This window comes from Sphingopyxis sp. UBA6723 (genome assembly GCF_002454115.1).
In the GTDB taxonomy this organism is placed as follows: domain Bacteria; phylum Pseudomonadota; class Alphaproteobacteria; order Sphingomonadales; family Sphingomonadaceae; genus Sphingopyxis.
On sequence record NZ_DKIH01000011.1, the window covers coordinates 200,169 to 213,126 of the forward strand.

At 63.6% G+C, this 12,958-nt stretch carries 15 protein-coding genes and 1 riboswitch; of the genes, 7 read left to right on the forward strand and 8 right to left on the reverse strand.

What is annotated here, in order from left to right:
- Positions 1-89 precede the first annotated feature (89 nt).
- From B4F07_RS11965 to B4F07_RS11975, 3 genes are read right to left on the reverse strand one after another with little or no spacing between them, the layout of a single operon-like run.
- The gene (locus tag B4F07_RS11965; RefSeq protein ID WP_293700361.1) at positions 90-1,139 is read right to left on the reverse strand and encodes a homocysteine S-methyltransferase family protein; all 1,050 of its coding nucleotides are present in this window, start codon (positions 1,137-1,139) and stop codon (positions 90-92) included.
- Positions 1,136-2,074 (reverse strand): methylenetetrahydrofolate reductase, encoded by a 939-nt coding sequence (gene metF, locus B4F07_RS11970; protein WP_293700359.1) that lies wholly within the window; start codon positions 2,072-2,074, stop codon positions 1,136-1,138. Before metF ends, B4F07_RS11965 begins: the two co-directional genes overlap by 4 nt.
- The gene (locus B4F07_RS11975) at positions 2,071-3,063 is read right to left on the reverse strand and encodes an ArsR/SmtB family transcription factor (protein WP_293700357.1); all 993 of its coding nucleotides are present in this window, start codon (positions 3,061-3,063) and stop codon (positions 2,071-2,073) included. The genes metF and B4F07_RS11975 overlap by 4 nt, the downstream gene beginning before the upstream one ends.
- Positions 3,064-3,291: 228 nt before the next feature.
- Here B4F07_RS11975 and B4F07_RS11980 point away from each other — a divergent pair, with 228 nt between their 5' ends.
- The 4 genes from B4F07_RS11980 (at position 3,292) to B4F07_RS11995 (ending at position 5,270) form a co-directional block, all read left to right on the forward strand.
- The gene (locus B4F07_RS11980) at positions 3,292-3,609 is read left to right on the forward strand and encodes a hypothetical protein (RefSeq protein ID WP_293700355.1); all 318 of its coding nucleotides are present in this window, start codon (positions 3,292-3,294) and stop codon (positions 3,607-3,609) included.
- Between the two features lie 191 nt (positions 3,610-3,800).
- Positions 3,801-4,127 (forward strand): entericidin EcnAB, encoded by a 327-nt coding sequence (locus B4F07_RS11985; protein WP_293700353.1) that lies wholly within the window; start codon positions 3,801-3,803, stop codon positions 4,125-4,127.
- 83 nt (positions 4,128-4,210) lie between these two features.
- On the forward strand, positions 4,211-4,426 hold the full coding sequence (locus B4F07_RS11990) for a hypothetical protein (RefSeq protein ID WP_293700352.1): 216 nt from the start codon (positions 4,211-4,213) through the stop codon (positions 4,424-4,426).
- 34 nt (positions 4,427-4,460) lie between these two features.
- Positions 4,461-4,553: riboswitch (ZMP/ZTP riboswitch) on the forward strand.
- A gap of 21 nt (positions 4,554-4,574) precedes the next feature.
- A complete protein-coding gene (locus B4F07_RS11995; RefSeq protein WP_293700350.1) occupies positions 4,575-5,270 on the forward strand; it encodes a DJ-1/PfpI family protein in 696 nt (231 codons plus the stop codon).
- A gap of 168 nt (positions 5,271-5,438) precedes the next feature.
- On the opposite strand, the gene B4F07_RS12000 is transcribed toward B4F07_RS11995, so the two are convergent.
- From B4F07_RS12000 to groES, 3 genes are all read right to left on the reverse strand, one after another.
- Positions 5,439-6,185: a glutaminyl-peptide cyclotransferase gene (locus tag B4F07_RS12000; RefSeq protein ID WP_293700349.1), complete on the reverse strand. Its 747-nt coding sequence runs from the start codon at positions 6,183-6,185 to the stop codon at positions 5,439-5,441.
- 224 nt (positions 6,186-6,409) lie between these two features.
- A complete protein-coding gene (groL, locus tag B4F07_RS12005; RefSeq protein WP_293700347.1) occupies positions 6,410-8,053 on the reverse strand; it encodes a chaperonin GroEL in 1,644 nt (547 codons plus the stop codon).
- A gap of 64 nt (positions 8,054-8,117) precedes the next feature.
- On the reverse strand, positions 8,118-8,405 hold the full coding sequence (groES, locus tag B4F07_RS12010) for a co-chaperone GroES (RefSeq protein ID WP_088440350.1): 288 nt from the start codon (positions 8,403-8,405) through the stop codon (positions 8,118-8,120).
- A 142-nt stretch (positions 8,406-8,547) separates the two neighbouring features.
- Here groES and B4F07_RS12015 point away from each other — a divergent pair, with 142 nt between their 5' ends.
- A complete protein-coding gene (locus tag B4F07_RS12015) occupies positions 8,548-8,997 on the forward strand; it encodes an HNH endonuclease (RefSeq protein ID WP_293700345.1) in 450 nt (149 codons plus the stop codon).
- Here the strand turns inward: B4F07_RS12015 and B4F07_RS12020 are convergent.
- On the reverse strand, positions 8,989-10,389 hold the full coding sequence (locus B4F07_RS12020) for an MATE family efflux transporter (protein ID WP_293700344.1): 1,401 nt from the start codon (positions 10,387-10,389) through the stop codon (positions 8,989-8,991). The two genes, B4F07_RS12015 and B4F07_RS12020, sit on opposite strands and share 9 nt — an antisense overlap.
- A gap of 242 nt (positions 10,390-10,631) precedes the next feature.
- Positions 10,632-11,201 carry a Pycsar system effector family protein gene (locus B4F07_RS12025; protein WP_293700343.1) on the reverse strand — a complete coding sequence of 190 codons (570 nt, stop codon included), beginning with the start codon at positions 11,199-11,201 and terminating at the stop codon, positions 10,632-10,634.
- A 152-nt stretch (positions 11,202-11,353) separates the two neighbouring features.
- Between B4F07_RS12025 and B4F07_RS12030 the strand changes: the two genes are divergently transcribed.
- On the forward strand, positions 11,354-11,590 hold the full coding sequence (locus tag B4F07_RS12030) for an acyl carrier protein (RefSeq protein ID WP_293700342.1): 237 nt from the start codon (positions 11,354-11,356) through the stop codon (positions 11,588-11,590).
- 105 nt (positions 11,591-11,695) lie between these two features.
- Complete coding sequence (gene spt, locus B4F07_RS12035) at positions 11,696-12,898, forward strand: serine palmitoyltransferase (RefSeq protein ID WP_293700341.1); 1,203 nt, start codon at positions 11,696-11,698, stop codon at positions 12,896-12,898.
- Positions 12,899-12,958 lie beyond the last annotated feature (60 nt).

The window sequence follows — 12,958 nt, forward strand, 5'->3', positions numbered from 1 at the left end:
GGGAGGGGTTGGGGTGGGGGTCATCGGGTTAGCGCAAGGCCGCGAGACCCCACCCCCGGCCCCTCCCCTGAAGGGGAGGGGTGAAATTATCACGCCGCCATCGTGAACGGCTCCAGCCCGGCCAGCCGTGTCCGCACCGGCACTTGCGGGATCTGCCTGGAAGGCAATCCCGCGATGGCTTTCGCCATCGCAGCGATGTGCGCGGGGGTCGATCCGCAGCAGCCGCCGAGGATGTTGACCTGGCCATGATCGGCCCACTCGCGGACCAGCCCGGCGGTCGTGTCGGGCAGCTCGTCATATTCGCCGAGTTCATTGGGGAGCCCGGCGTTGGGATAGACCATGACTAAGGCATCGGCGATCTCTGACAGCACTTTCACATGCGGGCGGAGCTGCGCGGCGCCGAACGAGCAGTTCAGCCCGATCGTCAGCGGCTTCGCATGACGCACCGCATACCAGAAGGCTTCGACGGTATGCCCCGACAGGTTGCGACCCGACAGGTCGGTCAGCGTCATCGAGATCATCAGCGGCAGCTCGCGCCCGACCTTCGCCTCGGCCTCGAGCGTCGCGGCAATGCCCGCCTTGGCATTGAGCGTGTCGAAGATCGTCTCGATCAGAATGAAGTCCGCCCCGCCCTCGGCGAGCGCGATCACCTGCTCCAGATAGACATCCTTCAGCTCGTCGAAATCGATTTCGCGGAAACCGGGATTGTTGACGTCGGGCGACAGCGACAGCGTCTTGTTCGTCGGCCCGACCGCGCCCGCGATGAAGCGGCGGCGACCGTCGATCGCTTCATATTTGTCGGCGGCTTCGCGCCCCAGCCGCGCGCTTTCATGGTTGATGTCGGCGATTAGATGTTCAGCGCCATAATCGGCCTGGCTGATCCGGTTGGCGCTGAAGGTGTTGGTCGACACAATGTCCGACCCCGCCGCCAGATAGGCTTCGCCGATCGCGGTCACGACGTCGGTGCGCGTGAGCGCCAAGATGTCGTTGTTGCCCTTTTGATCATGCGTCAGGCCAAGATTTCCGGCATAATCGGCCTCGACCAGCTTGCGGTCCTGGATCTGCGTCCCCCAGCCTCCGTCGGTCAGCAGGATGCGGGTTTTTGCTGCTGCCACCAACGCTTCGCGTGCGCTGCTCATGCTGCCTGATCCTTTGCGGTCGCGACCGGCCGCAGTCCCAGCAAATGGCAAATCGCATAGCTGAGTTCGGCGCGGTTGAGGGTGTAGAAATGGAAATCGCGGACCCCACCTGCATACAGCCGGCGGCACATTTCAGCAGCCACGGTTGCGGCGACCAGCTGGCGCGCGCCAGGATGATCGTCCAGCCCGTCGAACAGCGACACCATCCACGCCGGGATGGCGGTGCCGCACATATCGGCCATGCGCCGCGTCTGCGACACGTTCGACACCGGCAGGATGCCGGGGATGATCGGCGCGTCGATGCCCGCCGCGGCCGCCGCGTCGCGAAAACGCAGGAAGCTGTCGGGCGAGAAGAAAAACTGCGTGATCGCGCGCGTTGCCCCGGCATCAAGCTTGCGCTTCAGATTGTCGAGATCGGCCTGCGGGCAATCGGCATCGGGATGCACTTCGGGATAGGCGGCGACCGAAATATCGAAAGGCGCGATGGCCTTGAGCCCCGCCACCAGTTCAACCGCATTGGCATAGCCGTCGGGATGCGCGCGATAGGGCGCACCGCCGGGAACGTCGCCGCGCAGCGCAACGATGTGCCGCACGCCGGCCTCCCAATAGGCCGCTGCCACCTCGTCGATCTCGGCACGCGAGGCTTCGACGCAGGTCAGATGTGCAGCCGGCGGCACGGCGCTTTCGGCCGCGATGCGCGCAACCGTTGCATGGGTGCGCTCGCGCGTTGAACCGCCCGCGCCATAGGTGACCGACACAAAGCGCGGCGCCAAGGGCTCGAGGGTGCGGAACGTGTCCCACAGCTGAGCTTCCATCTTCTCGGTCTTGGGCGGGAAAAATTCAAAGCTGACGCCGATGTCGCCATCCAGATTGGCGAACAGCGGCGACGCAGCGGCGCGGCGCGCCTCCGCGAGCGAGTTCAAGTTCGACGTCATGCCGCGAGCCTTTTGGGTTGGCCGTCGCCATCATGGGCGACCGGCGGTTGATCTTCATCGCTGCGGCGGCGGCCAAGCCAGAGCTTCACCACCAGTTCGCCGCCTTCGAGAGTTTGGGTATTTTCCAGCAACAGCCCGGCCGAGGCGAACCAGCCGCGGATCTGCGCATCCGAAAAGCCGAGGCGCGCGTGCGCCGCCTGATCGCGCAGCGCCTCATCATCGTGCGGCGCAAAATCGACGATCAGCAGATGGCCGCCGCCGCGCAGCACCCGGCTGGCTTCGGCAATCACGCGGTCGGGTTCGTGCGCAAAGTGTAGCGCCTGGTGAATGACGATGCTGTCGATGCTCGCGTCATCGACGGGCAAGTTCAGGAAATCGCCCTGCACCAGGTCGACCGGAACTGCCTGCCCCGCCAGCTTGGCGCGCGCGATGCGCAACATTTCGGGGCTGCGGTCGAGCGCGGTGATCCGCCGTGCGGTCGGCGCGAAGATTTCCGCCATCCGGCCCGTGCCGGTGCCGATGTCGAGCAGATGCCCGAGCCGGCGGTTGTGCATCATCGCCAGCATCGCCGCCTCGACCTCGCTTTCGGCGACGTGGCGCGAGCGGATCGCGTCCCATTCGGCGGCATGGTCGGCAAAATAGCGTGCGGCGACCGCGGCGCGTTCGTCGCGCACCGCCGCCAGCCGCCGCGCATCATGCGCGATCACCAGCGCCTCGCGCGCCGAGAACGGCCAGCTTTCGGCCTGCCCGATGACCTGCGCCATCGGACCGGATTTGGCGATCCGGAGGAACACCCAGCTGCCCTCGCGCCGCCGCTCGACAATCCCCGCTTCGACCAGGATACGGACATGGCGCGACACCCGCGGCTGGCTCTGGTCCAGCACGACCGCCAGTTCGCCGATCGCCAGTTCCATCTCGCGCAGCAAGGCGACGACTCGCAATCGGGTCGGGTCGGCCAGCGCCCGAAAGATGTCGATCAGCTCACTCATGGGACCACATATAAAGCTTTCTTTATATCTGGTCAACCAAGCTGCGCACCCCTATTTCCGCCAAAGCCGACTGGTCCGCAAGCCATTCGCCATGAAACATGGCGGCACCCGCAAAAAGGGCGTTGCACGCCATTTGCCGAGCGAGTAATTCTGCGCGGGATTGGCATATTCCGGGATCGATCTGTTCCTATGCCGGTCGATCTGTTCAAACTGAGAGGGGTTTCCCAAATGAAAAAATCGATCACCATGTCGCTCGTCCTCGCCGCATCGCTCGGCCTCGCCGCTTGCGGTGAAAAGGCTGCCGACGACGCAGCCGTCACCACCGAAGATACGGCAACCGTCGAAGGCGCTGCTGACGGCGCGATGGAAGCCGCCGAAGGCGCTGCTGACGCCGCTGCGACCGCTGGCGCTGCTGCTGAAGGCGCTGCCGACGCTGCTGCTGCTGGCGACGCTGCGACCGCAACCGACAAGGCTGCCGAAGCTGCTGGCGCCGCTCAGGAAGCGACCGACGCTGCCAAGGGCGCGATGGAAGAAGCCAAGAAGTAAGCTTCTTACCGGTCGGTTCGGCCAAAAAAACAAGGGGGGTCGTCAGTTTGCTGGCGGCCCCTTTGTTCGTTTTGCGAGCCCTTGGTGTCCCGGCAAAGGCCAAAAGCTATTGATTGCCAAGCTTCGCATCCCTCGCTAACTCTTTCCATCCATGGCCGGTCATGCGGCCATTGTTTTCGAAAGGAATACCCATGCGCAAGATCCTCATCGCTTCGATGGCCGCCGCGGCCTTCAGCCTTACTGCCTGCTCGGAAAAGACCCAGGACGCCGCTAGCGAAACCGCCGATTCGATGGCTGACGACGCCGCCGCCACCGGCGACGCGATGGCCGAAGGCGCTGCCGACGCAGCCGACGCCACCGCTGCTGCTGCCGACGATGCCGCTGCTGCGACCGCCGCTGCTGCCGACAAGGCTGGCAATGCTGTCGAAGGCACCGTGAACGCTGCTGGCGATGCCGCCGCTGCCGCTGGTGACAAGATCGAAGCTGAAACCAAGAAGGCCGAAGCCAACGACAAGTAAGTCATTGGCGCGCGTCTGAACGTGCGGCTATGAAAGGGCTCCATTCTTGGCGAATGGAGCCCTTTTTCGTGGGAGAGACTGCCATGCGCCGCCGCGGACCTGCTATAATTCTGACGTCGGTCGCGCTTGTGCTGGTCGCAGGGTGCAGCCGCACCGATAATGAGCCGGGGCCGGGCGGGGTGACCGTCAGCGAGGCAAAGGCGCTCGACGATGCGGCCGAAATGCTCGAAAGCCGTGATACGGCACCGGCCTCTGGTCCAGATGGCCGCGCCGACACGGACACGCCAGCCGACAGATAGCACCTTCCCCTTCGGACACCGCGCCGTTAATGATCCTCTGCCTCGCGACTGGCGCTGAAGATGGAGACCCATCGGGAAGCGGGGCTGGCCAATCGGCCAAGACGAGCCGCGCGCCTGGGTGATCCACTGCCACTGCAAGGACATCCGCATGACCGATGCACCCGCGAACCCCGCCACGACCACCATCGTCTTTCTGCTGTTTCCGGGCATCACCCAGCTCGATTTCACCGCACCGGCGCAGGCGCTGTGCCGGATGCCCGGCGCGCGGCTGGTCGGCGCCGCGGCCAGCCGCGATCCGATCGCCACCGACAGCGGCTTTTCGATTTTGCCGACAGACGATTTTGCCAGCTGTCCGCAAGCCGACATCCTCTGCGTCCCCGGCGGCCATGGCGTCACCGAGGCGCTGGACGATGCCACAACGATCGACTTCATCGCGCGGCAAGCCGCGGGCGCGCGCTGGGTAACCAGCGTCTGCACCGGCGCCTTCCTGCTCGGCCGCGCCGGGCTGCTGACCGGCAAGCGCGCGACGACGCATTGGGCCTATGCGCATTTGCTGCCGCTGGTCGGCGCCGAACCGGTGAATGCGCGCATCGTCGAAGATGGCAATCTGGTCACCAGCGGCGGGGTGACGTCGGGGCTGGATTTCGCGTTGACGCTGATCGGGCGGCTGCACGGCGATGCGGTGGCGCAGGCGATCCAGCTCGCGATCGAATATGACCCCGCCCCGCCCTATGTTGGCGGGCACCCCGACCGTACGCCCGCTGCGATTACCGCTGGACTGAAGACGCGCGTTTATGACGCCGCAGCGGCGCGGATGGAGCAGGCGCTGGAGCGTTCGCTCTAGTAGTCCTCCCTGTCGCGCAGCGATGGGGAGGTGGCCGCGCGAAGCGCTGACGGAGGGGCTTTGGCGCAAACGTCGCGGCCCCTCCACCACTCGCTTCGCAAGCGGTCCCGCTGGCGCTACGCGCCGTCTGCGACTCCCCCATGGCTTCGCCACAGGGAGGATCTTTTGCTAATCGCAATCTGCGAGCGCAATCTCGAACAGCTTCGGCCAGTATTTTCCGGTGACGAACAGGCGCTTCTTCTTCGCATCCCATGCGATGCCGTTAAGGACGCTATCATGGCCCGTGGCGCCCGCCTGTTCCTTCAAGCCCGACAGGTCGATATAGGATTTGATGGTGCCGCTGGCCGGGTCGATCCGCACGATCATCTCGGTCATCCACACATTGGCCCAGATTTCGCCGTTGATCGTCTCCAGCTCGTTGAGCATCGCCAGCGGACGTGTGCCGAAGCGTACCGTGACGCGCCGCTGCTCGGTCATCGTCGCGGGATCGAAGAAGCGCAGCTGTGAGGTGCCGTCGCTCAGCGCCAAACTGTCGCCGACCATGGTGACGCCCCAACCCTCACCCGCAAATTTGAAGGTGCCGACGGGTTTCAGATCCTTGATCCGCCACCGATTGCCGACCCCGCCCTGCCAGGTGACGCCGATGATCTGGTCGCGCCAGCGGGTGATGCCTTCGCCGAACTGGTCGGACGGTAATTTTGTCTGGGCGACCGCCTTGCCGGTCTTGAGGTCGAGCCGCGCGACGCGTGAGCGGCCATATTGGCCGGTCGCTTCATAAAGATGGCCGCCGTCCCAGAACAGGCCCTGGGTAAAGCTGGTCGTGTCGTGGGGGTAGCTTTGGACGATGCGATAGCCGCAGCGTTCGATCGGCTGGACCGGGTCGGCGATCATGGCGAGGGCGAGGAACAAGCTCATGCCGCTTTGCTATGCCGGGCCGAATGAACAGGCAATGACAGAACCGCCGTGCCCCTGCGAAGGCAGGGGCCCATCATCTGGCGTTGCGATTCAAAGCGATGGGCGCCGGGTGACGACAGCATCGGTGATGGGCCCCTGCCTTCGCAGGGGCGCGCGTACGAAAAGGGCCGGAGGATTGCTCCCCCGACCCTCTTTTCATCGGCTGAGTGCCGAACGGTTTGGACTTAGAAGTCCATGCCGCCCATGCCGCCCATGCCGCCGCCGCCCATAGGCATGGCGGGCTTGTCGTCGGGCGATTCGGCGATGCCGGCTTCGGTGGTGATCAGCAGACCAGCAACCGAGGCCGCGTCCTGCAGCGCGATGCGGACGACCTTGGTCGGGTCGATGACACCGGCCTTGACCAGGTCTTCATAGACATCGGTCGAGGCGTTGAAGCCGAAGTTGCTGTCCTTCTGGTCGAACAGCTTGCCAGCGACGACACCGCCGTCGAAACCGGCGTTTTCGGCGATCTGACGGACCGGAGCCTGCAGCGCGCGACGGATAATGTCGATGCCGCGGGTCTGGTCTTCGTTGACGCCAGTCAGGCCTTCGAGTGCCTTGGTGGCGTACAGCAGAGCGGTACCGCCGCCGGGGACGATGCCTTCTTCGACCGCAGCGCGGGTTGCGTGGAGGGCGTCATCGACGCGATCCTTGCGTTCCTTCACTTCGACTTCCGAAGCGCCGCCGACCTTGATGACTGCAACGCCGCCAGCGAGCTTCGCCAGACGTTCCTGCAGCTTTTCCTTGTCGTAGTCGCTGGTCGTCGTTTCGATCTGCGCGCGGATCTGTTCGACGCGGCCCTTGATCGTGTCGGCATCGCCGGCACCATCGACGATCGTCGTGTTGTCCTTGTCGATCGTGACGCGCTTGGCCTGGCCCAGCATGTTCAGCGTGACGGTTTCCAGCTTGATGCCCAGGTCTTCGCTGATCATTTCACCGTTGGTGAGGATCGCAATGTCCTGCAGCATCGCCTTGCGGCGATCGCCGAAGCCCGGTGCCTTGACGGCTGCGACCTTCAGGCCGCCGCGCAGGCGGTTGACCACCAGCGTGGCGAGCGCTTCGCCTTCGATGTCTTCGGCGATGATCAGCAGCGGACGGCCCGACTGCACCACCGCTTCGAGAATCGGCAGCATCGACTGGAGGTTCGACAGCTTCTTTTCAAAGATCAGGATGTACGGATCGGCCAGCTCGACGAGCATCTTTTCCGGGTTGGTGATGAAGTAAGGGCTCAGGTAGCCGCGGTCGAACTGCATGCCTTCGACAACGTCGAGCTCGAAATCGAGACCCTTGGCTTCTTCGACGGTGATCACGCCTTCCTTGCCGACCTTGTCCATCGCCTGCGCGATTTTCTCGCCGACTTCGGTGTCGCCATTGGCCGAAATGATGCCGACCTGCGCGATTTCGGCGGTGCCCGAAACCGGCTTCGACTGTGCCTTGATCGTTTCGACAACCTTGGTGACCGCGAGGTCGATGCCGCGCTTCAGGTCCATCGGGTTCATGCCGGCGGCAACCGACTTCATGCCTTCGCGGACGATCGCCTGCGCCAATACGGTCGCGGTGGTCGTGCCGTCACCGGCGAGGTCGTTGGTCTTCGAAGCGACTTCGCGGACCATCTGCGCGCCCATGTTTTCGAACTTGTCCTTCAGTTCGATTTCCTTGGCGACGGTGACGCCGTCCTTGGTGATGCGGGGGGCGCCAAAGCTCTTGTCGATGACGACGTTGCGGCCCTTGGGACCGAGGGTCACCTTCACCGCGTCGGCGAGGATGTCGACGCCGCGCAGGATGCGTTCGCGCGCGTCGCGGCTAAATTTTACGTCTTTTGCAGCCATGTGGATGCTCCTTCAAAAAATGGCAGAAAACTGCGCAACTTCACTCGAGATTCGATCAAATCGCTCAGGCGATGACGCCGAGGATGTCCGATTCCTTCATGATCAACAGCTCTTCGCCGTCGACCTTGACTTCGGTGCCCGACCATTTGCCGAACAGGATGCGATCGCCGGCCTTGACGTCGAGCGGGGTCACCTTGCCGTCATCGGCGCGGGCGCCCGAACCAACGGAGACGACTTCGCCTTCCTGCGGCTTTTCCTTGGCGGTGTCGGGGATGATGATGCCGCCAGCCGTTTTTTCTTCGGCTTCGATACGGCGGACGAGCACTCGGTCGTGCAGCGGACGAAATTGCATGGATATCCCTCCAATGATGCAATGGATGTGATTTAGCACTCACAGGGCGCGAGTGCTAACAGACGGGCATATGGGTGGCTCCCCTAAGACCGTCAAGCGGACTCCAACGAAAATTTTACGCTTGAGCGTTAAGCCGTCACCCATGAAGGCCGAAGCGTTTCAAAAGCAGGCTCAGGAAGCGATCGAGCGACCTGAGGTAGCGGCGCAGCCGTGTCTCGGCATGATGCCTTATCGTACCATCGTGTTTGCACGATTGCACAGCAGTGAGAGCAAGACTCCCCTTTACTGGGTAGCAGGTGCGGCGGGTGGTCCTTGGGCAGCGCGAAACAGCTTGAAGAAGGCTGTTGAAACCCATGGTGCCAAATGCTTCTATTGCCCCACAAAGCTATCGAAGGACAACCTGACCATCGACCATGTGGAAGGTCAAAATGGTGATGCCGCGGAAGCTATCCAAAATCTGGTAGCGGCCTGTAAGCCCTGCAACGCCAAGAAAGGCCACCAGCCCATCGATGCCTTCCATCCCGAAGCTGGTCGCGAATGGCTAAGGGCACTGCATGCGCAAGTCGAAGAACGGCTACGTAAGCTAGGTTGAAGGAAGCAACCCCAGCCGCGCCCGCATCCGCCACCGCATAAGCAGCACCGCCGACACCACAATAAGCCCGACCGCCAGCCCGATCCACACCCCAACCCCGGCGAGCGGGGTCCAGAAGCCGAGGTAGATCGCGGTGCCATAGCCCGCGATCCAGTAGCCGCAGATGGCGATGATCATCGGGGTGCGGGTGTCTTGCAAGCCGCGCAATACCCCGGCGGCGACCGCCTGCGCACCGTCGAACAGCTGGAACGCCGCGGCGACGACCAGGAATTGCATCGCGAATCCCACGAGCGCCGCGTTGCGCGCCGCATCGACATCGACATAGATCGACAGCACCAGCGTCGGGAACAGCCACATCAGCAGCGCGGTGAACGCCATGAAGCCGATGCCGAGCACCAGCGACGCCTGTCCGGCATGGGCGATGCCGCGGTGGTCGCGGGCGCCATAGGCCAGCCCGACGCGGATCGTCGCCGCCTGTGCGACCCCGAACGGGATCTGGAAAGCGAGCGCGGCGACCTGCAACGCAATGGTGTGACCCGCGAGTTCCGCCTCACCGATCCGCCCCATAAGGAAGGCGGCGCCGGTGAACAATCCGGCCTCAGCGAGAATGGTCAGGCTGATCGGGGTGCCGATGCGCAGCATGTCGAAAAAGCGCGTCCATTCGGTGCGCCACCAGTTACCGAACAGATGATAGCGCCGCAGCCGCCGGTCGGACTGAATGACGACGACATAGGCGAGCAGCATCAGCACGCTGGTGATGACGCTGGAGATCGCCGAGCCGTGCAGCCCGAGCGCAGGCAAGCCGAGGTTGCCGAACACCAGCGCCCAGTTGCCGAGGGCGTTGACCCCGAGCGCGCCGAAAGTGATCGCGGTCGCGATCGTCGGTCGCCCGAGCGCCGAGACAAAGATGCGCAGCACCGTCGCAGCGATCATCGGGAACATGCCCCACATCAGGATCAGCAGGAAACCGGCGGCGCGCGCCGAGGTTTCGGCGGGCTGTCCGGTCAGGGTCATGATCGGCCCGCCCGCGGCGCAAATGCCCATGAAGACGAGCGACACCAGCGCGCTGAGCCACAGCGCCATGCGCACGGTCCGGCGCACCTCGCGCACCGCATGTTTGCGGCGCCCGAGTTCGGCGGCGATCAGCGGCGCGGCGGCGCCGACCAGCCCGCTGCCGGTCCAGAGCAACAGGCCAAAGATCGACACGCCGAGCGAGGAGGCGGCGAGCGCGGCGTCGCCAAGCCGGGCGACAAAGATGACATCGATCGCGTGGACGAGCATCTGGAGCAGGTTTGCGGCGGCAAGCGGCAGGGCGAGCGCCAGCGTCGCCCGGAATTCCTGGCGAAGACCCTGCGACGGTTCCGCGGTCAAAGGCGTGGCCTGCTGCAACATGGCCGGCCCGGATAGGCGCGGGGCGGGAGCGGTTCAATGACAGGCGAGGTAGGTCGGGATTTTCAGCGCCAGGGGTGGCAAAAAGGCAACAGCAGCGCATATAAAAGCCCCTCCCCTTCAGGCGAGGGGTTGGGGTGGGGTTTGCCGGGTTGGCGCAAGGCCGATGGACCCCACCCCGCTCGACTAAAGGCCCGGCTACGCCGGACCAAGTCTCGCTGCCTCCCCCATCAAAGGGGAGGGATTCAGGTCCACATCGCGACCATCTCGAACGCAAACGCCCCGAAGGTTAGCGTCAGCCCGACGACAAACAACCTGTACGCATAAGCCAGATAGCGATATTTCCGCCGCGCGAGCACGATGCCGTTCTGATAAGTGTCGCGCAGCATCGTCTCGTACAGATCTTCCTCGGTGCGCAGCCGCGCCTTGACCGCGTCGATGAACTCATCCTCTTCCATCTGCGAAAAGCGGCCGAAGAACAGGATGTTGCTGTGGTCCTTGCCGTCCTTGTAAACGATCGGCGGCGCCTTGCCGACGCGCGGCAATACCGCCGACACGGCGAGCAGCGCGGAGAGGAAGGAAAAGGTCGCAAGGATCGTCAGCGGCATCGCCAGCGCCCCTGCCCCGGCGCGCGCCTGACCGACCGCGAGGGTGAACACGACAAAGGTCGCACCCATCAGGATCGACGCTTTCTGGTCGGCCATCTGCGACAGCTGCATTGTCAGCTGCTGATTGGTGCGGACCAGATGCACCGCGTTCGGCGGAAACGAAACCGCGGGCGGCGTCGGTGGTGTCGATGCGTTTTCGCTGTCCATGGTGTTTCTCCCCTGTCAGCGACCCGTCACAGCGATGCCATGAAGTGCCGCCAGCGGCAAGATGCTGCCCTGTTCCCGCCGCATTCGCTTGCCAATCGGACATGAGCGCGGCATTCCCGCGCGCAACATTATATCTTTACGGGACGCACCACATGAGCACCGCCCTCACCGACCAGATTTACGGCCTGATCGCCCCCTTCAATAAAAAGGGGGTCGCGCTGACCGATGCGACGACCTTTGCCGGCGACCTTGAATGGGACAGCCTGACGGTGATGGATTTTGTCGCCGAAGTCGAGGACACGTTCGACATCATCATCAGCATGAACATGCAGGCTGAGATTGAGACCGTGGGCCAATTGGTGGCGGCGGTTGAAAAGCTGCAAGGATAAACCCGATGCCGTTCGCATCGAGCGAAGTCGAGATGCCCCTCGACCTTGCGCCATGCCGACGGGTGTCTCGACTTCGCTCGACACGAACGGGCCAAGGATATTGATATGACCGACCTCTTTTCGAAATTCGATCCGCTGATCCAGCAGCGCGAAACCCTGCTCGCGACCGGGGTCACCGATCCCTATAATCTGGTGATGGAAAAGGTGATCTCGCCGACCGTCGCGATCTGCAACGGGCGCGAGACGATTCTGCTTGGCACCTATAATTATATGGGCATGACGTTTGACGAAGATGTCATTGCCGCGGGCAAGGACGCGCTCGACAAATTCGGCAGCGGCACCACCGGCAGCCGCGTCCTCAACGGCACCTATCAGGGCCACAAGGAGTGCGAAGAAGCGCTGAAAGAATTTTACGCCATGGACCATGCCATGGTGTTTTCAACGGGTTATCAGGCGAACCTCGGCATCATCAGCACAATCGCGGGCAAAGGCGATTATGTCATCCTCGACATCGACAGCCATGCGTCGATCTATGATGGCTGCGCGATGGGCAACGCCGAAATCGTCGCCTTCCGCCACAACGACGTGGAGGCGCTGGAAAAACGGCTGAAACGCCTGCCCCCCGAAGCGGGCAAGCTCGTCGTGCTCGAGGGCGTCTATTCGATGCTCGGCGACGTCGCGCCGCTGAAGGAAATGATCCGTGTTTCCAAGGAAAATGGCGCGATGATACTGGTCGACGAAGCCCATTCGATGGGCTTTATCGGCGAGAATGGCCGCGGGGTTGCCGAGGCGCAGGGGGTGATCGACGACGTCGATTTCATCATCGGTACCTTCAGCAAGAGCGTCGGCACGGTCGGCGGTTTCTGCGTGTCGAACCATCCCAAGTTCGAAATCCTGCGGCTGGTGTGCCGCCCCTATGTGTTCACCGCGTCGCTGCCGCCGAGCGTTGTGGCGACCGCGGCGACGAGCATCCGCAAGCTGATGCACGGGTCGAACAAGCGCGCCCACCTTTGGGAAAATTCGAAGGTGCTGCACAAGGGGCTGCGCGATCTGGGATTCCAGCTCGGCACCGACGAAGCGCAATCGGCGATTATTGCGGTCATCATGCCCGACCTGGAGAAGGGCGCGATGATGTGGGAGGCACTGCTTGAGGAAGGGCTGTACGTCAATCTGGCGCGCCCGCCTGCAACCCCGGCGGGCATGACGCTGCTGCGCTGCTCGCTGTGCGCCGAACATAGCAGCGAGCAAGTCGGCGAAATCCTGGGCCGTTTCGAGCGCGCGGGCAAGCGCATCGGCATTATCGGCTGAATCGACCCAATCCGCCGACCAGCGGATTCCTTTTTGCGCCGAACCGAAGCGGCGCGGATT

What these genes read in the sequence shown, in the direction of transcription:
- B4F07_RS11965 (WP_293700361.1), bottom strand. Translation starts at nt 1,139, where the DNA reads ATGAGCAGCGCACGCGAAGCGTTGGTGGCAGCAGCAAAAACCCGCATC.
- metF (WP_293700359.1), bottom strand. Translation starts at nt 2,074, where the DNA reads ATGACGTCGAACTTGAACTCGCTCGCGGAGGCGCGCCGCGCCGCTGCG.
- B4F07_RS11975 (WP_293700357.1), bottom strand. Translation starts at nt 3,063, where the DNA reads ATGAGTGAGCTGATCGACATCTTTCGGGCGCTGGCCGACCCGACCCGA.
- B4F07_RS11980 (WP_293700355.1), top strand. Translation starts at nt 3,292, where the DNA reads ATGAAAAAATCGATCACCATGTCGCTCGTCCTCGCCGCATCGCTCGGC.
- B4F07_RS11985 (WP_293700353.1), top strand. Translation starts at nt 3,801, where the DNA reads ATGCGCAAGATCCTCATCGCTTCGATGGCCGCCGCGGCCTTCAGCCTT.
- B4F07_RS11990 (WP_293700352.1), top strand. Translation starts at nt 4,211, where the DNA reads ATGCGCCGCCGCGGACCTGCTATAATTCTGACGTCGGTCGCGCTTGTG.
- B4F07_RS11995 (WP_293700350.1), top strand. Translation starts at nt 4,575, where the DNA reads ATGACCGATGCACCCGCGAACCCCGCCACGACCACCATCGTCTTTCTG.
- B4F07_RS12000 (WP_293700349.1), bottom strand. Translation starts at nt 6,185, where the DNA reads ATGAGCTTGTTCCTCGCCCTCGCCATGATCGCCGACCCGGTCCAGCCG.
- groL (WP_293700347.1), bottom strand. Translation starts at nt 8,053, where the DNA reads ATGGCTGCAAAAGACGTAAAATTTAGCCGCGACGCGCGCGAACGCATC.
- groES (WP_088440350.1), bottom strand. Translation starts at nt 8,405, where the DNA reads ATGCAATTTCGTCCGCTGCACGACCGAGTGCTCGTCCGCCGTATCGAA.
- B4F07_RS12015 (WP_293700345.1), top strand. Translation starts at nt 8,548, where the DNA reads ATGAAGGCCGAAGCGTTTCAAAAGCAGGCTCAGGAAGCGATCGAGCGA.
- B4F07_RS12020 (WP_293700344.1), bottom strand. Translation starts at nt 10,389, where the DNA reads ATGTTGCAGCAGGCCACGCCTTTGACCGCGGAACCGTCGCAGGGTCTT.
- B4F07_RS12025 (WP_293700343.1), bottom strand. Translation starts at nt 11,201, where the DNA reads ATGGACAGCGAAAACGCATCGACACCACCGACGCCGCCCGCGGTTTCG.
- B4F07_RS12030 (WP_293700342.1), top strand. Translation starts at nt 11,354, where the DNA reads ATGAGCACCGCCCTCACCGACCAGATTTACGGCCTGATCGCCCCCTTC.
- spt (WP_293700341.1), top strand. Translation starts at nt 11,696, where the DNA reads ATGACCGACCTCTTTTCGAAATTCGATCCGCTGATCCAGCAGCGCGAA.